This window comes from Acinetobacter amyesii (assembly GCF_002018365.1).
Classification (GTDB): domain Bacteria; phylum Pseudomonadota; class Gammaproteobacteria; order Pseudomonadales; family Moraxellaceae; genus Acinetobacter; species Acinetobacter amyesii.
Genome location: NZ_MVKX01000001.1, coordinates 111,622 through 134,314 on the forward strand (window position 1 = coordinate 111,622; position 22,693 = coordinate 134,314).

19 protein-coding genes are annotated in these 22,693 nt (G+C 40.9%); 6 read left to right on the forward strand and 13 right to left on the reverse strand.

Features of this window, described 5'->3' with window-relative positions; all coding sequences use genetic code 11:
* The first annotated feature begins 133 nt into the window (after nt 1-133).
* Complete coding sequence (gene dnaB, locus B1202_RS00565; protein WP_078188586.1) at nt 134-1,573, forward strand: replicative DNA helicase; 1,440 nt, start codon at nt 134-136, stop codon at nt 1,571-1,573.
* 48 nt (nt 1,574-1,621) lie between these two features.
* On the forward strand, nt 1,622-2,695 hold the full coding sequence (alr, locus tag B1202_RS00570; protein ID WP_078188587.1) for an alanine racemase: 1,074 nt from the start codon (nt 1,622-1,624) through the stop codon (nt 2,693-2,695).
* Between the two features lie 94 nt (nt 2,696-2,789).
* Here the strand turns inward: alr and B1202_RS00575 are convergent, their stop codons facing one another.
* Genes B1202_RS00575 through B1202_RS00590 form a run of 4 tightly spaced genes read right to left on the reverse strand, consistent with a single transcriptional unit; the run spans nt 2,790 to nt 6,490 of the window.
* Nucleotides 2,790-3,524, reverse strand: coding sequence for a proteasome-type protease (locus B1202_RS00575; RefSeq protein ID WP_078188588.1), 735 nt, complete (start codon nt 3,522-3,524; stop codon nt 2,790-2,792).
* A 17-nt stretch (nt 3,525-3,541) separates the two neighbouring features.
* Nucleotides 3,542-4,321, reverse strand: coding sequence for a transglutaminase family protein (locus tag B1202_RS00580; protein ID WP_078188589.1), 780 nt, complete (start codon nt 4,319-4,321; stop codon nt 3,542-3,544).
* On the reverse strand, nt 4,318-4,920 hold the full coding sequence (locus B1202_RS00585; protein ID WP_078188590.1) for an alpha-E domain-containing protein: 603 nt from the start codon (nt 4,918-4,920) through the stop codon (nt 4,318-4,320). The genes B1202_RS00580 and B1202_RS00585 overlap by 4 nt, the downstream gene beginning before the upstream one ends.
* 22 nt (nt 4,921-4,942) lie before the next feature.
* Entirely contained in the window at nt 4,943-6,490 is a 1,548-nt protein-coding gene (locus tag B1202_RS00590) for a circularly permuted type 2 ATP-grasp protein (protein WP_078188591.1), read from the reverse strand.
* Nucleotides 6,491-6,750: 260 nt separating this feature from the next.
* Here B1202_RS00590 and B1202_RS00595 point away from each other — a divergent pair, with 260 nt between their 5' ends.
* Nucleotides 6,751-7,749 carry a helix-turn-helix transcriptional regulator gene (locus B1202_RS00595; RefSeq protein ID WP_078188592.1) on the forward strand — a complete coding sequence of 333 codons (999 nt, stop codon included), beginning with the start codon at nt 6,751-6,753 and terminating at the stop codon, nt 7,747-7,749.
* Nucleotides 7,750-8,326: 577 nt separating this feature from the next.
* On the forward strand, nt 8,327-9,997 hold the full coding sequence (locus tag B1202_RS00600; RefSeq protein WP_078188593.1) for an FMN-binding glutamate synthase family protein: 1,671 nt from the start codon (nt 8,327-8,329) through the stop codon (nt 9,995-9,997).
* 444 nt (nt 9,998-10,441) lie between these two features.
* Here the strand turns inward: B1202_RS00600 and B1202_RS00605 are convergent, their stop codons facing one another.
* From B1202_RS00605 to B1202_RS00620, 4 genes are read right to left on the reverse strand one after another with little or no spacing between them, the layout of a single operon-like run.
* Nucleotides 10,442-11,485: an alpha/beta hydrolase gene (locus tag B1202_RS00605; protein ID WP_078188594.1), complete on the reverse strand. Its 1,044-nt coding sequence runs from the start codon at nt 11,483-11,485 to the stop codon at nt 10,442-10,444.
* Nucleotides 11,485-12,624, reverse strand: coding sequence for a YdcF family protein (locus B1202_RS00610; RefSeq protein WP_078188595.1), 1,140 nt, complete (start codon nt 12,622-12,624; stop codon nt 11,485-11,487). The genes B1202_RS00605 and B1202_RS00610 overlap by 1 nt, the downstream gene beginning before the upstream one ends.
* Nucleotides 12,625-12,645: 21 nt before the next feature.
* Nucleotides 12,646-13,683, reverse strand: a complete 1,038-nt coding sequence (murB, locus tag B1202_RS00615) for a UDP-N-acetylmuramate dehydrogenase (protein ID WP_078188596.1) — start codon at nt 13,681-13,683, stop codon at nt 12,646-12,648.
* Nucleotides 13,684-13,692: 9 nt separating this feature from the next.
* The gene (locus B1202_RS00620; protein ID WP_078188597.1) at nt 13,693-14,208 is read right to left on the reverse strand and encodes a low molecular weight protein-tyrosine-phosphatase; all 516 of its coding nucleotides are present in this window, start codon (nt 14,206-14,208) and stop codon (nt 13,693-13,695) included.
* A 118-nt stretch (nt 14,209-14,326) separates the two neighbouring features.
* Between B1202_RS00620 and B1202_RS00625 the strand changes: the two genes are divergently transcribed.
* Together B1202_RS00625 and B1202_RS00630 are read left to right on the forward strand one after the other, a co-directional pair.
* Entirely contained in the window at nt 14,327-15,487 is a 1,161-nt protein-coding gene (locus B1202_RS00625) for an iron-containing alcohol dehydrogenase (protein WP_078188598.1), read from the forward strand.
* 36 nt (nt 15,488-15,523) lie between these two features.
* Nucleotides 15,524-15,955: an acyl-CoA thioesterase gene (locus B1202_RS00630; protein WP_078188599.1), complete on the forward strand. Its 432-nt coding sequence runs from the start codon at nt 15,524-15,526 to the stop codon at nt 15,953-15,955.
* A 21-nt stretch (nt 15,956-15,976) separates the two neighbouring features.
* On the opposite strand, the gene dnaX is transcribed toward B1202_RS00630, so the two are convergent.
* The 5 genes from dnaX to B1202_RS00655 form a co-directional block, all read right to left on the reverse strand.
* Nucleotides 15,977-18,196 carry a DNA polymerase III subunit gamma/tau gene (gene dnaX / locus B1202_RS00635; RefSeq protein ID WP_078188600.1) on the reverse strand — a complete coding sequence of 740 codons (2,220 nt, stop codon included), beginning with the start codon at nt 18,194-18,196 and terminating at the stop codon, nt 15,977-15,979.
* Between the two features lie 134 nt (nt 18,197-18,330).
* Complete coding sequence (locus tag B1202_RS00640) at nt 18,331-18,780, reverse strand: copper resistance protein NlpE N-terminal domain-containing protein (RefSeq protein WP_078188601.1); 450 nt, start codon at nt 18,778-18,780, stop codon at nt 18,331-18,333.
* A gap of 83 nt (nt 18,781-18,863) precedes the next feature.
* Nucleotides 18,864-20,150 carry a serine hydrolase domain-containing protein gene (locus tag B1202_RS00645; protein WP_078188602.1) on the reverse strand — a complete coding sequence of 429 codons (1,287 nt, stop codon included), beginning with the start codon at nt 20,148-20,150 and terminating at the stop codon, nt 18,864-18,866.
* Nucleotides 20,151-20,225: 75 nt separating this feature from the next.
* A complete protein-coding gene (locus tag B1202_RS00650; RefSeq protein WP_078188603.1) occupies nt 20,226-21,080 on the reverse strand; it encodes a MaoC family dehydratase in 855 nt (284 codons plus the stop codon).
* A gap of 170 nt (nt 21,081-21,250) precedes the next feature.
* Entirely contained in the window at nt 21,251-22,642 is a 1,392-nt protein-coding gene (locus B1202_RS00655; RefSeq protein ID WP_078188604.1) for a 3-oxoacyl-ACP reductase, read from the reverse strand.
* Between the last annotated feature and the right edge of the window lie 51 nt (nt 22,643-22,693).

Sequence of the window (22,693 nt, forward strand, 5' to 3'; positions counted from 1 at the left end):
GACGAATTAATCGGAAATACTTGTTCGCATTTCTGTAGAAAACGCCTATCATTTCAGTTCAATGAAGAGTTGAAAAAACTGTAATCAGCACCCATTTCCATAACATTAAATGGTTTCAGCATCAGGGATTTTTATGTCACAGGCGAATGCCAGCAAGCCAAACTCTACGCCAACAGCAAAAACCACAGAACAAAGTTCGTTGAAAGAGTTTCGTACCCCACCCCATAACCTTGCGATTGAACAAGCCGTGCTTGCTGCACTGATGACCGTTGCAGAATCTTTTGAGCAAGTGGGTGATGTACTGACTGAAGCTGATTTTTATGCGACCCGTCATAAATATATTTTCCGTGCCATCGATCAACTGTCAAAAGATAGCTCACCTTATGACGCAGTCTTGGTCAATGACTGGCTAATTAAACAAAACTTGCTCGATGCAGCAGGTGGCGAAGAATATCTGATGCAACTCATGTCAGATTCACCTTCAAGTTTCTATAACCTTGAAACGTATGCTGCAAAAATTAAAGAGTTTTCAACTTTACGCAGCATGATTAAAGTCAGCTCGGAGATTTTACAAAATGCTTATGACACCAAAGGTCGTACAGTCAGCGAAATTTTAGATCTGGCAGAAACCAATATTTTCTCGATTGCCGAGCAACACAACAACAACGCCAAAGCTCAAGGTCCTAAAGCTATTAACTCTGTCGTTGCTAGTGTTTTTGATAAGTTGAATGAACTTTCACAAACTGAAGGCAGTATCACGGGTTTAACTACTGGATTTGTTGAACTTGATAATAAAACATCAGGTATGCAAGCAGGCGATTTGATTATTGTGGCGGCCCGTCCATCGATGGGTAAAACCACTTTTGCCATGAACTTGGTTGAAAGTGTGCTGTTTAATAATAACCTGCCCGCTCTAGTTTACTCTATGGAGATGCCCGCTGACTCGATTGCCATGCGTTTGATATCATCGTTCGGACGTGTACACCAAGGGCATTTACGTGCAGGTAAAATGGATGCTGATGAATGGTCAAAAGTGACCAGTACCATTGTGCATCTCCAAGAAAAGAATTTGTATATCGATGACTCATCTGCACTACCTCCAACGGAAGTACGTGCCCGTGCGCGACGAATTGCTAAAATGCACGGCGGTAAACTCGGCTGTATCATGGTCGATTACTTGCAGCTTATGAAAGTACCCGGTATGGGTGATAACCGTGTTGGCGAGATCTCGGAAATTTCCCGAAGCTTAAAGGCACTGGCTAAAGAAATGCACTGCCCAGTAATTGCACTGTCACAGTTGAACCGATCACTGGAAAACCGTCCCAATAAACGCCCAGTGATGTCCGACTTACGTGAATCGGGTGCGATCGAGCAGGATGCCGATTTGATCATGTTTATTTACCGCGACGAGGTTTATAACAAAGAGTCTAAAGAAGCAGGTACTGCAGAAATTATTATTGGTAAACAGCGTAACGGTCCAATTGGTACTGTGCGTCTTGCCTTCGAAGGTCAATACACCAAATTTAGTAACCTCTCCCCTGAGTTTTATGCTCAGTATGATGATGAAGAGTAAAGACTCTTTATCATCCATTAATTCATCGACCCTGTAGGAGTATTTAGGGTGCGCCAAGCTACAGTTTATATTGATCAACAAGCACTTCAATATAATTTAAACCGTGTCAAACAACTTGCCCCAACCGCTAAAATTGTAAGCATGGTGAAAGCCAATGCTTATGGACATGGAGTTAAAGACTGCTTAGCAGCCTTAAAAGACAGTGATGCCTTCGGTGTTGCTTGCCTAGAAGAAGCCTTAGAAATTCGTGAGTTGGGTTATGAACAACCCATTACGTTGATTGAAGGTATTTTCTCAGATGATGAAATGCAAATTATCATCGATAAAAAAATTGAATGTGTGGTGCATCATCAGCAACAACTAGATTGGTTACGTGCGCATAAAGATGCCTATATCGCTCAAGGTCTAAAAGTTTGGGTCAAACTCAACAGCGGTATGAACCGTTTAGGTTTTAAAGTGCCTGAAATTATTGATGTCATCAATGCATTAAAGGCGGAAGGCTTTACTTGCGTACTGGCTATGCACTTTGCCAATGCCGACGCAGAAAATCATCCTTTAAATGACCAACAACGTGAACAATTCTTACACGTAAAAGAAGCCTGTGCGCCAATCATGGGTTCGTGCTGTAACTCGGCTGCGATTTTCAAATGGCCAGAACTGAATTTTGATTTTGTTCGCCCAGGCATCATGCTATATGGCGCGACCCCTTTTGCAGACCGTTCTGTAGAAGCCTTAGATCTTAAACCTGTGATGACCTTTACCGCTGAAGTGATTGCTTTAAATACCATTCAAGCTGGTGAATCTGTGGGTTATGGATCGACTTTCGTTGCAGAACAAGAAATGAATCTTGCGATTGTGTCGATTGGTTATGGTGACGGTTATCCACGTGCCTTCCCTAAACAAAACTATGTATCTATCCACGGTCAGAAAACGCGTGTGATTGGCCGTGTTGCCATGGATATGATTGCGATTGATATCACCGGTATACATGCACCAATAGGTACTGAAGTTGAGCTTTGGGGTAAAGACCGTTTAGTTGATGACGTTGCAGAAGCGAACGGAACCATTGGCTATGAATTATTATGCCGTATGAGCGCGCGCCCTGTACGTAAATTAGCTTAATTAGCCAAATCAAAAAGCCCAGATCAATTCTGGGCTTTTTTTAACTCGCTTTTTTTATTCGCTTTTTAAATTGATCTATTTATTGATCAAATCGTTATTGAAAATAGTCAGCTGTTGGTTTTGCCAATTCGATTAAGCCCTGACGCAATGCTTCTGACCAGCCTTTACTGATCATGGTGAAGTATTGGTCTTCTTCATAAATGCGCTTACCATTTGGTATTTCTAAACTGTCCTTTTTATAAACCAAAGCATCTAAAGGCATACCTACAGACACATTTGAGCGTATCGTTGAATCAAAAGAAATTAAGCTACAACGCATTGCTTCATCGAGTGGCATATCGTAACGCAAAGTTCGGTCGAGTATCGGCTTGCCATATTTGCTTTCGCCAATTTGAAAATATGGGGTATCCGGTGTCGCACAAATAAAATTGCCTTGCGGATAGATATTATATAACTGCATATCAGCACTGCCAATTTGACCGCCTACCAATAAACTACAGTAATAATTACTTTGTTCTAAAGTATCGGATGTGACATCTGAAATAACTTTTTTTAAGGTATGCCCGACCAATTCCGCCACTTCGAACATCGTATTTACGCTATATAAATTCGGCTCTTGTTTCACTTCTAGCTGATTTTGTAAATGCCCGATGACCGCTTGTGTTGTGGCTAAATTTCCAGAGGTTTGGATGGTAATAAATCGCTCACCCGCAATACCAAAGGTATAAAGTTTACGAAAAACTGAAATATGGTCAACACCTGCATTTGTCCGTGTATCACTGATAAACACCATGCCATCTTTTAACCGTAATGCACAACAATAGGTCATTTTTATCCCTCAAATGATTAACAACTCAGCACTTGTACAATTGAGCTCATAGACTCAATTCCACCTTTATCACGAACACCTCGAACAGGAGCTACATCCCAGTAGTCCCGCCCAATCGCGACATAAATATGTGATTGTGGTGTAAATAGCTGATTACTGACATCAAAACAATACCATTTATTTTCGATATAGACTTCCACCCAAGCGTGACTGGCAAGGTGGCTACTATTCGGCACAAATAAATACCCAGAAATATAACGTGCAGGAATACCCAAATAGCGACACATTGCGATCATGACATGGCTATGATCCTGACATACCCCTTGCTTATGATGAAAAGCATCAATCGCTGAAGTATGAACAGATGTTTGATTGGAAACATAGGGAATATGCGCCAAGATCGCTTCAGCCAAACGAATCAGATTGGCACGATTGATACGAGGGACATAACAATCGGCAAAACTTTTCATGTGAATATCGCACTGCGTACTCGGTGTTGGCTGTAAAAACAATTTTGGGTTTAAATCATCTGCATTTGAATCTGTTCTGCTCAAATTCATCTCTACGATGCCCTGCGCCATAATGGTCATTTGCAAATAAGGTTCGCGCTGCGTTGTGGTCAACCACACATTACCAAAAGTATCCAATTGCATATCACGCTGCCCCGGTACACTCACATCCCAATTTTGTACCTGTTGGTGTGCATTGGTGGACGGGGTCATTTTGATATATTGAATGCTCCTGTTTACCACATCAGTGTAAACATAATGGGTCTGATGGTTGATCATAAGCCTCATACAGCCACCTCAAACATATTTTGGATATGATCACTGAAATGGTAGAAGTTTTGGCTATTCGGCTGCTGTTTAAGTGCCTGCCATGCCTCTTGCACGCTTTCCCATCCAAACTGAACCAAAGCCATGACAATATGTTCAATCTTCGCTAGGGTGTGTTGAATGTCCTGCTGCATGCGTAACTGGCGATCAAGCTGCTCTATGGCTTGTCCTAAACTAAAAAATAAAAATACATCTTCAGATTCGGACTCTAAAACCTCTTGGCAATCTGTTACCACGTCACAGATATAACCTGGGTTATCACTCGCATTGCGAATTAAACGGCTGAGTTCTGCATAACTTTTTGCTGAAAGCACCCCCCTTAAATCTTGAATATTACTTTGTGCATATTGAAATTGGCTCGAAAATGATGCCGGTTGCTCGACATTTAAAACCAATTCATTCATTGAGTCGGCATCAAATGCTGGCAAACAAAAAGCATGTGCATAGTTCAATGCCGTATCGACATCTTGAAATGGAAAAATACTGCATAAATATTGAGTGCGTGCTAAATAACGTCCCAACCAAAAAATATGTTCTGCATTACTGTTTAATAAAATCATGTTTTGCTCCTTCACTGGAGTGCTATGAGCGTAAATCGTCTACTACCCACGTATCTTTAATACCGCCGCCTTGCGAAGAATTCACTACCAATGAACCTGCTTGCATCGCGACACGAGTTAAGCCACCCGGTACAATTTCAGTTCGATATGGAGAACTCAGTACAAATGGACGCAAATCGATATGGCGTTCCGAAACACCGGCCTCACTTAAGGTTGGGCTGACAGATAAATTTAAAGTCGGCTGTGCAATATATAAATGTGGTGCTGCGGCCACTTTATCTTTAAAGCTATTTAATTCTTGTAAAGATGCTTGTGGACCGATCAGCATACCGTATCCACCTGAACCCTGCGCTTCTTTGACCACCAATTTTTCGATATTCGACAGCACATAGTCCAAGTCGTTCTGCTCACGACATTGATAGGTCGGCACATTTTTCAGGATCGCTTGTTCACCTAAATAGAAATGAATCATTTTATCCACATAAGGATAAATCGATTTATCATCTGCTACGCCCGTTCCCGGTGCATTTGCAATAACCACATTATGTTGCATATACGCTGACATAAGCCCTGCTACGCCCAAAGTACTGTCAGGTTTGAAACATAATGGATCGAGAAAAGCATCATCCACACGACGATAAATTACATCAACCTGTTGTCGGCCTTTAATGGTTTTCACATAAACCTTATCGTTTTCTACATAAAGGTCACGCGATGTCACTAAGGGTACATCCATCTCCCTTGCCAAAAAGGCATGTTCATAATAAGCACTGTTAAAACGCCCAGGGGTTAAGACCACAATAAATGGGTTATCGACATAGGCATTTTCTGCAAGGATTTCACGTAAAAGCTGCGGATACTGCTCAATCCCCATAATGTTACTTTGCTGGCAAAGTTCAGGCATGAGCTTTTGACTGATCTTACGGCTTTCCAACATATATGACACACCCGACGGTGTTCTAAGATTATCCTCAAGGACGTAAAATTCACCTGATTGATCACGGATGATATCAATGCCACTGATTTGGCTATAAATTTTACCTTTTAGCCCATGCATATACATTTGTGGCAAATAGGCTTCATGGGTTAAGACTTGCAGTTCAGGAATAATTCCTGCTTTTAAAATATCTTGCTGATGATAAACATCATGTAAAAACAGATTGAGTGCTTTCACGCGCTGTGCGCAGCCTAGAGATAAATTATTCCATTCCTTTCGTGCAATCACACGAGGAATAAGATCATAAGGTATGGTGCGTTCAATGCCCTCATCTTCGCCATACACTGTAAAGGTAATGCCTTCATAGAGAAAATGTTGTTTTGCAACCTGATTTAGTTGCTTCAATTCATCAAGCGTATGCTGTGATAACCACTGCTCTATCCGTTGGCATGATTCTTTAGCTACCGTTTTGCTGTCGCGCATTTCATTAAAAAAATCCGAATTGAATTGATTAAACAGCGCATGTCCTCGAGCAAGTGGTAAAGTTTTTAATGTAGAGACAGAAGTATTAACCAACTTTGCCTCATAACCCTCAATTCCATTTGAAGTTGTATTACGATTTTCTTTCAGCATAGCAACTCCATGTTTTTGTCATGTTTTGTAAATCAGATAAAGCAATATATATGCCATCAATACATATGCTGCTTCTCTTTGATTATTTATGCATCATTTTTGCAAAGTGGTACAGCATGTAACTGCTCAAGTTGTGTCAAATTACGTTATTAAAATCATCTTAGTTTTTTCAGATGAATACTTGCTTAACGCAGGAAGATTTCTTATTGTGTCCCACAGCATCATTTTATTCATTTAAGTCCAAGTTCAAGCACTAGATTATGTCTTCACAAGAAAAAGAAACGTCGAACAGCCTCTATCGTCAGTGGCAAATTCTTTCACGACTGTCCACAGGTAAGTGGATGGGTACGCGTGAATTACAAGAAATACTGAACCGTGAAGGTATTGATATCAGCCTACGCACTATTCAGCGTGACTTAAACCAAATTTCTCTTCGTTTCCCAATTGAGAGCAGTAAAACAACCCCACAAGGGTGGCGTTGGCGTTCTGATGCACCGATTCAAAGCTTGCCTCATATGACCAGCTCACAAGCGGTCACCTTTATGATGGTTGAGGAGCACCTAAAACATTTGCTTCCGCCGAGCTTAATTGAAGAAATGAATCCTTGGTTTGACCTCGCACGTCGAAGTCTGTCGTCGCAAAATAATGTCCGTCAGTGGATTAACCGCGTGCGAATCGTGCCAGCTACTCAGCCATTGATTCCTCCTGTGGTTGAAAAAGCTGCGCAGCAATCGATTTATGAAGGCTTACTTCAAGACAAACAACTTGAATGTCTATATCAAGGTCGTGGACAACAAAGCGAAGAAAAGACCTATATTTTAAATCCACTGGCGTTGGTCCAAAAAGGTGCAATTATTTATTTGGTGTGCACACGTCATGACAAAACAGACATCCAAACCTTTGCTTTACATCGTTTTAAATCAGCTACAGTCTTAAATTCACGTGCATTACACCCTGTCGATTTTGATATTGATGCCTATATTGACTCTGGAGCGCTTGGCTTCCGTGTGGACTTCAATAAGCCGACTGAAATGATTCAGCTCAAATTAACCATGTCTGAAGCAGAGGCAGTTTATTTTGAAGAAAGTCAGCTAAGTAAAGATCAAGTGATACAAAAAACCGAAGATGGCTCGGTTGAAGTTAGTGCAACAGTACCATTTACTTCTCAGTTAACTTGGTGGCTACGTAGCTTTGGGAAAAAGATTCAGAAAATCGAACCAGAAGAAGTCGCTGTCGTTGTACAACAACGCAATGACTAAACCTATCTAAGACTTTCTGCTACCTGAAATATTAAATTTGAGGTGGCAACTTTTATTTCATAATGAATATTTAGCACATAATTTAGGCTATGATTTAAACCTTAAGATATCAACACATAAAAAAGTCCCAACGCTGGGACTGGATAATTTCTTAGAATATTTTTGTAATTTTAGTCGTTTAGGTCAAAGGAACTACAGCATAAGTATCTGCTGAATACCTTATGCCGTAGCGCTAACTTCTCATGGCTATAATCAATTACTGACATAGGCAGGCTAGGTCGGCATTATTATAACGAATAGATTTCATAGTCATATTCAGCACCTCGTGTTTAGAAAGTAAAATTACTTTAACCTCCATTTTGTACACTGTGAAATAACAAGAACCACGCTACTTTTCACAAATTTTCTTAAAGAACATTCCTGCTTTTCTTATCTCATTTGGCTTTAAATGAAAATTTAATCCAACTTCAGTGCTGTTTTTTATAAATGCTACACTGAATCAACAAATTAAAGCTTGAGCATTGTGCATAAACTCGGCAAATTATGAGCAAATGAGCTGAATAAGATTTTTCAAAATATGGCCAGTCCAGCGCAAACTATTCGCCACAAGCTACTGAATACTTTTTTTTCTCGGCATTCCATTTGGTTTGCTTGTATTTTTATCTTCCTACTCATTTCGAGTTTTCATTTAGGTTATTCCCCTCGTTATATTCAATATTTTATTCCACAAACCTTATTGAATAGTATCTGGGTCATTACTGGGCTTTTGAGTTTATTGGGTTTGTATGACGTCATACAAAACAAACATTCGATCTTAAAAAATTACCCCATCATGGGGCACTTTCGTTTTCTATTTGAAGAATTTCGACCTGAGATTCGCCAATATTTTATTGAATCTGACCAAGATGCACTGCCCTTTTCTCGTATGCAACGTAGCTTGGTCTATCAACGTGCAAAAAACCAAAATGCAGATAAACCATTTGGTTCAATTGTTGATGTTTACCAAAATGATTACCGCTTTATTAATCACTCCTTGTCGCCTTGTATTCCTGCCATTCCTGAAACTTTCCGTATTAACATCGGCAATGAACAGTGTAAGCAACCGTATAGCGCATCGATATTAAACATCTCTGCGATGAGCTTTGGTAGCTTAAGTGCCAATGCCATTCGTGCCTTGAACTTAGGCGCAAAAATGGGTAATTTCTACCATGACACTGGTGAAGGCAGTATTAGTCCGTATCATTTGGAAAATGGTGGCGATATTGTTTGGGAACTCGGTAGTGGTTACTTTGGCTGCCGTACCATTGATGGTCAATTCGACCCTGTACGTTTTGCTGAACAAGCCAAGCACCCTCAAGTCAAAATGATTGAGATCAAATTATCTCAAGGTGCAAAACCAGGCCATGGTGGCATTTTACCTAAAGACAAAATTTCCGAAGAGATTGCTCAAATCCGTGGTGTCAGCCGTGAACATGACTGTATCTCGCCATCTAGCCATCCTGCCTTTAGCACCCCTATTGAAATGATGCAATTTATTCAGCAATTGCGCGAACTGTCAGAAGGAAAACCTGTGGGTTTTAAACTGTGTATCGGGCAACCATGGCAATTTATGAGTATCGTAAAAGCCATGTTACATACAGGGATTACACCTGATTTTATCGTGGTAGATGGTTCTGAAGGTGGGACTGGCGCAGCGCCGATTGAATTGATTGATAATATGGGCACCCCCCTGCGTGAAGGCCTACTCTTTGTCAATAACACCCTGATTGGTGCAGGCTTACGTTCAAAAATTAAAGTCGGTGCCAGTGGTAAAATTATTAGTGCTTTTGATATTGCCAGTACCATGGCAATTGGTGCAGATTGGGTCAACTCAGCTCGTGGCTTTATGTTTGCAGTCGGCTGTATTCAAGCTCAAAGCTGTCATACCAACCAATGTCCAGTTGGCGTGGCGACACAAGACAAAGACCGTCAAAAAGCCATTCATGTTCCGACCAAAGCAGAACGTGTTTTTAATTTCCACAAAAATACCTTGCATGGCTTATCTGAACTTATTGCCTCAGCAGGTTTACAACATCCATCAGATATCCGTGCGCACCATCTAGCGCAGCGGATTAACAACCGTGAAATTAAAAACTATGCACAACTACACTTTTGGTTAAAAGACGGTGAGCTGCTCAGTTGTGAAAATAAAGATGAAGAAAACTTCTATTTCCGTATGTGGAATATGGCCCATCTAGAAAAGTTCTAATCCCTACCGCATAAAAAAGAGGCGACTACGCCTCTTTTTTTCGTCTAGTTCCATCACACTGATTCATTTATAAACGTCCTGATTTGTTATCTAATGTTACGCAGTAACACCAGAAGCGCAATTTGATTCAAATAAAAGAACGATACGCGGCAACGTTATCCGCAAGTGTTTGAGACAGGACGACATTTAATCAAAAAAGTTTTTGCGATAGTTTGAATAAGTAGACGCTAGTGAACGAGTTTTGTCGGTGAGGTGCATTGCACCGCAAGATGGTTTCCTTGCGAAGCTTTGCTTCTCATTTTGCCTAATGAGAAACATTGTTTCGTAAGAGTACCTCCAGCCGAAGGCTAATCCTTTTATTTAATCTCTAGATGTAAGACTCCGTCGAATAAAATTAAAAATCATTTTAAAAATGCGTAATTACTTTTACGTGCGTAACATCAGTTAGTAATAAGACTTACTATTGGATTGAGCATGCAGGAATGCCGGGATCAAACCTGTTAATGCAGCACGAATATCGGCACGTTCATTAATTAGCTGATGTGAACCTTCTTCAAGCATGAGAAGCGTCTGTAAACGGAATTTACGCCGTATAAACTCAATGTTATAACGCCAATCCACCGTTTGATCCTGTGCCCCTTGCGCTAACCACACTGGAATACGGCACGCTGGGCGCTCTTCCATTTCCTGCATCCATTTTGACATGGCCAAAATCCAGTCCATCCCCATCATTCGAGGTTGTAGAGGATCTTTTAAACGCACAAAACGTAAAAACTCAGGGTTGTGATTATTCCGTCTAAAATGACGTGGCACTTCACGTTTAATACGACGAATAATGCCTAATCCAACCGAGTTATGCCACCATGCAGTTTTTGCAGGGCGAATCAACGGAGATAATAATAAAACCCGTTCGACATAAGGGTTTTTGCGATGTTCAGCAAAATCTAACAGATGATGCAGCCAAATCGCACCACCCGTGCTCTGCCCAATCCCTAACCAAGGTGTTGGTAGTTGCGCCGCATGTTTAACATAACGATATACCGCTTCCAAAACTTGTTGGTAATGATCAAAGTTTTGAATACTGGCTGGCGAGCCATTACTTAGACCATGCCCCGGTAAATCATAGGTCAAAACACTAAAACCTTGATCTAAGAGCTCACGAATAATCGGCTGATAAATTCCACTATGCTCTAAATAACCATGCAATAAAAATACAGTTCCTTTAATGACATCCGTTTCAGCCTTAAGTTTCGGTTGAAACACTTGTACATGTAATTTGAACAAAGGCATTTCCACATAGCCTTGCCAATGTTCACAGTTCAAGGCATCTAAACCATATAGTCGTCGATATGACTGTATTTCAACACTAGGCTCAAACAGTCGATTTAAATTTAAAGGTTCTAATAATTGTGGGGTTAATTCTCGACTTGGAACTGGAAGATCTAATTGTTTAAGAATCGAAGGATTAAGAAATGGGATATCTGACATTATGGGACCTCCCGACAGTCACTTGAGCCAAACCAAACATCACGTAAGGTGGCTAATAATTCATAATTGGCACGACGACTATGGTCATAATTTTTTTCACTTGGTCGCCATGTGGTTAATGTTGTTGGCATAGGTGCAACAACAGGAATGGTTTCGATACCATTTAATGCAAATAAACGACGTGTTCGAGGCATATGATATTGGTCGGTGATTAAAATAACCGTCGGTGCACCGCCTTTTTTCTGTAAAAGTAACGAACTAAAACGCGAATTTTCGCAAGTATTCATACTGCGATCTTCAAGCAATTTCGCATCGACATCATATTGCTTTAACCATGCTTGCATATATGGTGCTTCTACACCACTCAGTACAATCGGTAACTTATTGGCACGTTCAACATCGAGTGTTTTTTCCAGTCGAAGTCGTGTGTAGTCATTCACTACGATATCTTTATCATTTTTATCTAAGGTTAAACCACCACCTAACACCACGATCGCATACGGCTCTGCGGTTGGCTGCTTCAAGGTTTTATCTTTCATTTTGGCAAGATCAAGATAAGTTTCATCATCGATCGGTTCCGCTTCTGAAGCCGCTTGCTCAATTTCATGGGTTTTTAAGAACTCGGTATATTGAGTCATCAGTCCTTTATTTTCCGCACTATTGAGCTCAAGCAGCTCTTTCATTTTTTGAGCAGGATTTTCCGCCAATGCTTCAGAGGATGCCGCCTCGGACGCAGAAGGATTCAGCAAAGGTACTTTTGGTATGTCCTTTTGACTATCATTCTTTTCTTTTTCGTGCTCTTCTTCAATGAGCTGCTGTAACGCCTTATAACGTGCTTGTATAAGGGTTAAGTCTTGAGGTTCATCGGACTGGATGGCTTGCTCCATGAGTTTTAAATATGCTTGGCGTGCTATCCATAAGTCAGAACCCGGCTCATAGTTATCATCATCACTCAAAGCGCCGAGTTTTTGACTTTGCGCTGCGAGCTGATTGACTTCTACAGGAACGAAATAATTCAAACTTTTAACGATCAATTTAGAATAAAACGGCGTATAGATAAAAATCATCAGACAGCCCAAAAGTACAAATAGCACTGCTGCAATTTGTACTAAGCGAACCATCCAATGTGTTTTATGCATAAATCTAAAACCTAAGTGTTGTCATTGATCTGCGTGAGATCGAATCAAGCCATTTGTATCAAATAATACAGGCTCAGGATGTAGTTCAATATTAAATTTTTCAAAAACATCATGTTGTACAGCTTTGTATGTTGTACGTACATCTTGCAGCGTGGCGTCTTGGTAATTGACCAACACCAAAGCTTGCTTATGGAACATACCCACTGAACCCACAGATTTCCCTTTCCAACCCGCTTGGTCAATCAACCAGCCCGCTGCCAGTTTTACCGCATTATTCGGCTGTGGGTAATGGGGTAAATTTGGAAATTGCAGTGCAATTTGGTCAAAAGCGTGCTGGCTAATCACAGGATTTTTAAAGAAACTTCCGACATTTGGAAATTCTTTGGGATCTGGGAGTTTGGTTTGACGGATATGAATGACTTGTTGTTGTAGGTTTTCTGCACTTAAGTCTTCGCCTACCGCCTGCTTTAAATCACCATAATTTAATTTTAAATCGGCATGTTTTAAAAGTTTAAACGTGACATGCGTAATAATAAAACGCTCTGGCTCATCTTTAAAAATACTATGACGATATGAAAAATGGCAATCGGCAGCGCTAATACTACTTTGCTGTTCTGTTACACGATCATAGACCTGTACAGATTCAATAAATTCACCCGCTTCAACACCATAAGCCCCAATATTTTGCACAGGTGAAGCACCGACTAAACCGGGTATCAATGCTAAATTTTGTAAACCATAAAACTGGTGTGCCGTCGTCCAAAGCACAAAGTCATGCCACACTTGCCCTGCACCCACTTTTAAAGTCTGAGTTGCGGCATCGTCTTGTATATATTCAATCCCTTGAATATCCATGTGCATTACTAAAGCATGTATTTGCTCAGGCAACAGCATATTACTGCCCCCTGAAAGCACCAATACATTTAATTGCTCAGCTTTGGCAAAGTCGAGCGCCGTTTGAATATCTTCTACCGATTGAACACGTACATAATGAGATGCAACAGCATCGAGGCTTAATGTATTAAATGGCTTAAGCTGAACCTGTGTTTGAATTTGCATTCTTAAACCTTAATTTTTTTGCTGTGCTTGTAACTGAGTTTTTAAATAATTGACCCAAGCCTGACTGCTAGATTCGCATTGATCTAATACATGTTCAAACCCTGCATCACCACCATAGTACGGATCTGGTACTTCTTGTTGCGGATATTGGTGATCATGTTGACTCATCAAAGACACTTGGGCACGTAGCTGACCCAATTGTTGCTGCGCTTTTTGCATGAGGTTTTGAATATTGTCTAAATTTTCGTAGTCCATGGCCAAGATTAAATCAAATTCAATAAAATCATGAACTGTTAACTGACGTGCACGTAATGCAGATAAGTTATAGCCACGTAATTTTGCATGCTGTTGGCCACGTAGATCAGGCGCTTTGCCCGGATGATAATTGCTCGTACCCGCAGAATCGACGTGAATATTGAGTTGCGCTTCATCACAAAAATGTCTGAGAACCACTTCAGCCGTAGGTGAACGGCAAATATTTCCTAAACAAACACACAACACCTTATATGGCGTGCTGGATGACATAACAACCTCAAGACTACTTTTATTTCAAGCGTCTTATGTTAAGTTATTTACAGGATGAATCCTATATCAACACTCAAGAATAATGTTTATTTGGATATAAAAAATTAGGGATAAGCCAATGAGTCAATTTCAGTTTCAAACCGTCAGCAATATTATTTCAGGCTTAGGCTCTATTTCCCAACTGAGAGAGGTCCTAGGTGACTTTCAAGCCAAGCGTGTCATGCTTGTGACCGACCCCGGTATGTTACAACAACAATTAGATTTACCCATTTTGGATATTTTAGAAAGTATCCATCAAGATTATGTGATTTATTCCAGTATTCAAGCTGACCCTGCAGAACATATAGTTTTGGATGCAGTTCAATTTGCCAAGAATGAAAAAGTGGATTTGATTATTGGCTTTGGTGGTGGCAGTTCAATGGATGTGGCTAAAATTATTGCGATCTTGGCTCATCCTAAGCAAATACAGCAGATCAGTGATTTGTATGGTGTCGGTAATGCCAAACGACCACGCTTGCCGCTCATCTTGATTCCGACAACGGCAGGGACCGGTTCTGAAGTCACACCAATCTCTATCGTCACTACAGGTGAAACCACCAAAACAGGTATCGTCTCTCCAGTATTGTATGCCGATGTCTGTATCCTCGATGCGAACTTTACTTTAAATCTTCCCGCACATATTACCGCAGCGACAGGTATCGATGCCATGGTGCATGCCATTGAAGCCTATACGTCAAAAATTAAAAAAAATCCGTATGCGGATATGCTCGCCAAACAAGCTTTGCGTTTATTAAATAAAAATTTAGCGCTGGTTTTACAAGATGGACATAACCTCGAAGCGCGTCAGCACATGCTGGTCGGTTCAATGCTCGCAGGTCAGGCCTTTGCTAATGCGCCAGTTGCAGCGGTACATGCACTCGCTTATCCACTCGGTGGACACTTTCACCTCTCGCATGGTCATACCAATGCACTGGTTCTCGCTGAAGTGTTAAAGTTTAATGCACCTCAGGCCAAGCAGCATTATGCAGAACTCATGAGTTGGCTAGATCCTTATAGTACGGGCTGTACTGATGGTTTATGTGATTTATTTATTGATCATATGCAAAATCATTTAGATCAGAGTGGTTTGGTTCTTAAACTCAGTCAACTGAATGTGCCTGAAAATATGCTCGATCGTTTAGCAGAAGACGCATTATTACAAACGCGACTATTACAAAATAATCCGCGAGAACTACAGTTTGAAGACGCTCGCCAGATTTACCAATCTATTTATGCCTAAAGTTCACCCATTTTTAAAATAAAGAAAATACCAACGATGAAACCTGAAACTAAACGCCGCCAAAACTATCGATTTTTATTTCCAATCCAAACGCGTTGGGCAGACAACGATATGTATGGTCATGTCAATAATGTCACCTATTACAGCTATTTTGATACCGCTGCAAATGCACTCTTGATTCAACATGCCGGTTTTGATTTGCAAAATACCCCGATCATCGGTTTAGTGGTCGATTCAGCCTGCAGCTTTTTACAAGAACTGTCCTATCCTGAAATCATTGAAGTTGGGGTTGCGATTGAAAAAATTGGTAATTCTTCACTGCGCTATGACTTGGCTATTTTTAAACACGGACAACTTGAGGCTGCAGCTCAAGGACATTTCGTGCATGTATTTGTCGACCGCCAAACACGAAAAAGCATCTCGATACCCGAAGATATGCGAGATGCTTTAACTCAATTTTTACTTTAATTTTTATATCCAGCTTGAAACTCATTTGAGCTGGATATTTTGCAACTCACCATCAAAGCTTATGAGTAAGTCTTTCACAACAGGCTCAGCATGTAATAACTCATTTGCACGTGCAAAGGCCTTTTCCTTGCGGACATGTTGTAAAGCATACGGTGTGGTTTCTTCGACATCTTCAAAGCTGATATGTAAACGACATTTTGACCATTGTGCATGAATGGCTTGTTCCAATACATGCTGTAATTGAGTCACTAAAGCTTCGTATCGCTTTGGAATATGGAAAGTCGATTCACCGTCAATCGTACCGCGCATAATGCCATGCTGCGCCAACTCTTGTACCGCAGGTGAAAGTTGACTATTTCGGAACCAATACTCCCACTTTTCGACCGTCCACTCACCTTCAAGATTTTGAGGCTGTAAAGTCAAAATATCTTGTGGCATCAAGGTAGAAGATGAACCCGTTTGAACAGCATCCGAAGAAACTGAACTTAGCGTAACTTGTGGTGATGCTAGATCAAAACCATTGTGGTCTTGAGCCCCCGAAACTGATTCATTCACCACATGCTTTGGTTCAACTGCATCTGTCAAATTTGGCTGAGTCGTTTCAGTCTGTGTACTTGTTGGCTCTAAAGCTGTTGATTCTAAAGGTGCAATATCTTCAAAATTTATAGCGCTTACATCAACTTCCGTAGTTTCAGTGCTCGGCGTCGGATCTAAATCGAATAATGTATCTTCTGCCACGGCATCCATAACAAGTGTGTCATTTTGCTGTGTCACTACAGATTCAACCGATACAACTACTTGCGTATCTAATCTGCCATTTGATGTAGATGCTAAAGAAGTTTGGCTAATCACATCCTGTTCAGGATCATCTAAAAAATCATCAGATGAAGGTTCATCGACTGCAGGTGCAGAAACATAGCCATCATCGTCATCATAATGTGAATCATCAAAATCATCGAAAGCTGGCGATGTGTCTACAGCGGGCACAGCTTCAGGTTGATCACCAGCGACAACCTGAGAAGCAGCCTCAACAACTGTATTGGGTTGCTGCAAAGACTGTGCTTGAGTCCGCTGAACTGTTTCGGCCTGATTTTGAGCAAGCGGTGGCTGTGCGGCTGATTCTTGCTGTACAGCAGAAACCAACATTTCATTCGGCTGTAATGGACGGAATGCTAATAGACGTAGCACACACATCTCAAAACCTTGCTCTTGTGTCACTGCCAACTGCAAGTCTGCCCGACCTTTGCATGCAACTTGATAATACAACTGCAAGTCTTGAGCTGAAATCAACTGCGACAATTGCATAATTTTTTGATTGATCTCAGCACTATATTTCAACGCCAAGTCTGGTAAGTATTGTAATAATGCCAGTTCATGCAAAGTCGAAATTAACTGATCCAATACCAGTGAAACATCCAGTGCTTGTTGACGGAATTGCATGAGTAAAGCACTCACGCGTTCACGCTGATTTTGATGAATGGCTAAAATCAAATCATAAATAATCGTACGGTCAATTAGGCCCAACATGTCTTTAACATCTTGGTGCTGAATTGAACCCTGACCATAGGCAATGGCCTGATCGGTCAGTGACAAAGCATCACGCAGAGAGCCTTGAGCCGATTCAGCAATTTGCCAAATCGCATCTTGCTCCGCTTGAATTTGTTCTTTATGTAAAATATCGGTCAGATGCGAGGTGATTTCATCCACGGCTAAAGGACGCAAAGTAAATTGCAAGCAACGTGAAATGACAGTAATTGGTAATTTTTGTGGATCTGTGGTTGCAAATAAGAACTTCACATGCTCTGGCGGTTCTTCGAGAGTCTTTAATAACGCATTAAATGAATGCGTAGAGAGCATATGCACTTCATCGATTAGATAAACCTTGAAGCGACCTTGCGTTGGAGCATAAGGAACGTTGTCGAGAAGCTCTCGGGTATCTTCAACTTTGGTCCGTGATGCCGCATCGATTTCAATTAAATCAATAAAACGACCTTCATTTACTGCTTTACACGTTGGGCAGACTTCACACGGCGTTGATGTTACACCCGTTTCACAGTTCAGACATTTTGCCAAAATACGGGCAATGGTGGTTTTACCCACACCTCGAGTACCTGTAAATAAATACGCATGATGTAACCGACCACGTTCTAAGGCACTAGTAAGTGCGCGTGACACATGGTTTTGCCCCACGAGTTCAATGAAATTTCGTGGACGGTATTTTCGTGCAAGTACTTGATACATGTATGCTCCTTTTTACAGGTGTAAGCATACTGTTTTTTTGTCTAATAGTGAAATAAATGGCAGAGTTTGGACAATAAAAATCCGATCTAGTCCTATCCCAAGCATCGAGTAAATTTAATATAAATTACGAATGCTTAAACTGCTTTATTTAAAAGGAAATCACTTTGCATTTGATAGCGTTTCGCCGTCTGATCTTCACGAATTTCTAGCAATTGCTGATCCAAATCTACATACAAAAGATTGCGCGTTTGCACATTCATAAGTTCTAGCTGCTGCTTTGATTCATCTTTAAAACGAATTACACCTTTTAGTACTTCTACTTCGTTATGAGCACTTAGACTTTCACGAGTGAGTGTATAAGTTTGGTCTTCATGTAGCTCTAGAGCCACAGCCATGCCAGGACAATCTTCACAACGAGAAAGACAGCCCATACACGGCGTGGTACCTTTAAAATCACCGACCCATGCAGCTTGCTGTTTTTCGACAGTAATCGCTTCTATCTCTTTTGCTTTCGTTTGAGTTGAATCCTGACAACCCAACATTGCCGACGTTGCTACTAAGGGAATCAAAACAACTTTTTTCATAGGGATATCACAGCGGCTTAAAACTGCGTGGGAAAATAGCATATTTTTCACATTTCCCCAATTTCTGTACATACCTAAGTATCTTAAAGCCAGCCCTTACGTCCTTTAAGTGCTTTGTCTGCACAACGTAGCGTTTCTTGAGTTAAGCCCCATAAGCGATAATCGCCAGTGATTGAACCCGTCGCAAAGTTATGTGTATATGCAAAACTTAAATCACGCTGCGGATCACACCAGGCCCCAGAACCATTAAAACCTATATGTCCAAAACCTTGACTAGATTTGCCTAAAGTTAAAATTCGATGATATCCCAAACGCCAATTCATCGGTAAAGGCATAATACGATCACGCTTTTTATATTGAATTTTACTTAAAGATTCAAAAACTTGTGGTGTGATTAAGGTCTGTCCTTGCCACTGGCCTTGGTTGGCAAGCATGGCATAGATTTTCGCTAAACTATTGGCACTAAATACACCAGTAGCCGCAGGTATAATGGCTTGTAAAACGTCATCACTAAAAAATGAAAACTTGCGCATTCCTTTAGGAATCATACCATCTTGAAAGTCTTGCAAATTTTGTCCAGAAAGTTGCAAAAGTCGATCAAAGATTGATGGATTTCGTGTCTCTGTTCTTTTTTTCGTTGCTTGTATTTGACTATTTTCTTGTGCAGATGTATCTACAGCCCGTTCTACTTGTTTCTTTTTCGGAATCAAGCGAGCAACCTCACTAAGTTGATGCTCTGGTACGCCAAAAAAAGCATGGTCCAATGCTAAAGGTTCAACCAAATAGTGTTGCATCAGTTCAGCAAGCGGTCGACCTGTGGCCTTTTCAATTACACCACCGACTTGCCAACCGAAGGTTAATGGTTGATATGCCGCATCAGTTGTCGGTTCAAAACGTGGTTTGGCCTGTGCAATGACGTTGAGCATATGCGGCCAATCTGCCATTTCGGATGCCGTTTCAATGATATTACGGATATCGTATAAACCACTTCGGTGACTCAGCATGTGCCTTAATGTGATATCCGACTTGCCATATTGAGCAAACTCCGGCCAATATGCGGCAACGGGTGTATCGTAATCTAGAAAGCCTTCGCTCACTAAAATATGTGCAAGCGTTGCAAGTACACCTTTACCCGTGGAATAACAGACCGAGGGCGTATTGGACTGCCAAGCTTCTTCGGCTGACTTTTTACCAGTCCAAATATCCACGACTTTTTGACCTTTAAAATACACCACTAAGGCTGCTCCGCCTAAGTGGGTTCGAGCATCCTGCATCCGGCTAAATTGCGCCGCCAAATCTTGAAATGCCTCTTCAACTGTACCTTGATAATTATTCTTCTGTGCAAATAAATATTCTTTGAGCGCCTGCATCATCATTCCTTTGAATATGAATCGCTTGAGATTAAAACAAAAAAGCCTAAACCGATATCGATTTAGGCTTAAGTCTTAAAGTGCCTTTACACTTCCCGCGACATGCGGTTTTTTGTTCTTACTATTTCGAATGGCAAACTCTGTATCTTTACCTGTTTGCGCAGTTAGGAACTCAACTTGAGAAGGCAAATACATGGGTAATTTAAACCATACATCTGCTTCATAGGCATCTGGCAAAGTTAAGCTCGACAAAGCTTTGGCTTTACTCCACATACCATGTGCAATGGCTTGTTTAAAACCAAACGCTTTTGCTGTCACAGCATGAATATGAATCAAGTTAAAGTCACCAGAAGTCAATGCATAACGGCGACCAGTATTTTCAGAAACATTCCATTCAGCTTGAACTTGCAACTCAGCTGACTTTGTTTCGGTAGATTTTGCCGCAGCTTTGTTCTCTGTTTTTTGACGTGCTAAATACGTGGTTAATGATTCTACAACCACTTCATCGCCCACTTTTGCAGTGGTAATAAAGTCAAATTGCACGCCTTTATCATGTGGCTGTAATTCACCAAATTTGCATGACAATGACAGTGTTTCATTCACACCAACTTTGCGATATTGCTTCACTTGGTTACGAATATGTACCAAACCTAAGATCGCAAATGGAAAAGCTTCCGTAGTCATCATATGCATTTGCAAACTTTGAGAAAGCACAGCCAAATAAATCGCTGGGATATAACCATTGTTTTTAAAGCCACACACTTCGTTATAAGCTTTTAAATGTTTTTGATCGACCTTAAATGAATCCACCACATATTCAACTTGCGGCAGCACTTTTTCAGCTTTAGGCTTTTTAAAAATCAAGCCTTGAATCACTTTTGGATAGGCTAAATAAGGTTTTGGAAGTTGACTAAAATGGCGAGTATTCATACTAAACCTTTGGAAGTTTTTATTTCAATGTTTTAAAAGCCTCTACTCTTGCGCCATATATGGCTCGAGGAGAAGGCTAGAATGAGGGTTAGCCCCATTCCATTTATAGCAAATTTTTACCTCTCCCTAACCCTCTCCTAAAAGGAGAGGGAATTTTAATAGGGATTAATTTAAGCCCCTAACAAGCTTTGACCACACACACGTACCACGTTACCGTTCAAGCCAGTCGACGCAGTGGAAGCAAACATCGCAATCGTTTCAGCAACATCCACAGGTAAACCACCTTGACTCATCGAGTTCATACGACGACCTGCTTCACGGATTGCAAATGGAATCGCAGCAGTCATTTGCGTTTCAATGAAGCCTGGAGCAACAGCATTAATGGTTACGCCATTTTTCAATAATGGAGCAGTAAATTTAACCACACCAATTACACCAGCTTTAGAAGCAGCATAGTTGGTTTGACCTAAGTTACCTGCAATACCTGAAATAGAAGATACGCAAACAATACGACCATTTGTATTGAAGCCATCATTTTCAAGAAGGTAATCATTTACACGCTCAATCGCAGACAAATTAATGTTAATCACCAAGTCCCAAAGCTCAGGCTTCATATTAGCCAAAGTTTTGTCACGGGTAATTCCGGCATTGTGCACGATGATATCCAAACCACCTTGAGCAGCTGCAGCCGCTTTAATTTTTTCACCGGCATCGTTTGCAGTAATATCAATCGCGAGCGTAGAACCGCCTATTTCACCTGCAACACGGTCAAGGTCAGCTTGCTGCTGTGGAACGTCTAAACAAATCACATGCGCGCCATCACGTGACAATACATGTGCGATTGCTTCACCAATACCACGGCTTGCACCTGTTACAACAGCTGTTTTGCCTGCAAGCGGCTTATTCCAGTCAACATCAACCACATCTGCTTTAGATACACGAATCACTTGACCCGATACATAAGCTGAACGTGGTGAAATTACAAAACGTAATGCAGATTCTAAGTTTGCTTCAGCACCTTCGTCCACATAAACTAATTGTGCTGCAATTCCTTTCTTAAACTCTTTACCCACTGATTTTACAAAACCTTCTAATGCACGTTGTGCAATGGCTTGTTTCACAGTTTTCGCAGTCTCTGGTGTTGTACCAACAACGACAACGCGACCAGACGCCTGAATTTGACGTGCGATTGGGTTAAAAAATGCATATAAGGCATGCAGTTGTTCTGAGTTTTGAATACCTGAAGCATCAAATACCACAACTTTAAACTTAGACTCTTTATCGCCTTCGTTAAATGCGCTTAAGTTCAGACCTGATTTTGCCGCAGCTTGTTGTAATTCAGCATTATTGCCTGCATAGCTATTTGCATGAATATTTGCCAAGACTTGTGCAATAGCACCAGACAATGTTGAAGCTGGCGCTGCACCGAATAAAACCGCACCTTTAACGACAGGTGTTGCAGACTCAAAACGCTCTAAAAAAGTCGGTGATGGTAAACCTAAATTTTTGATGACAAATTTACCAATAGGAGATTTTGCAAATGTTTGGTATTGATCAGTCATGTTTATTATCTCTCATACAGATTAATTTTTGATGGATCTGAAGATATCCCT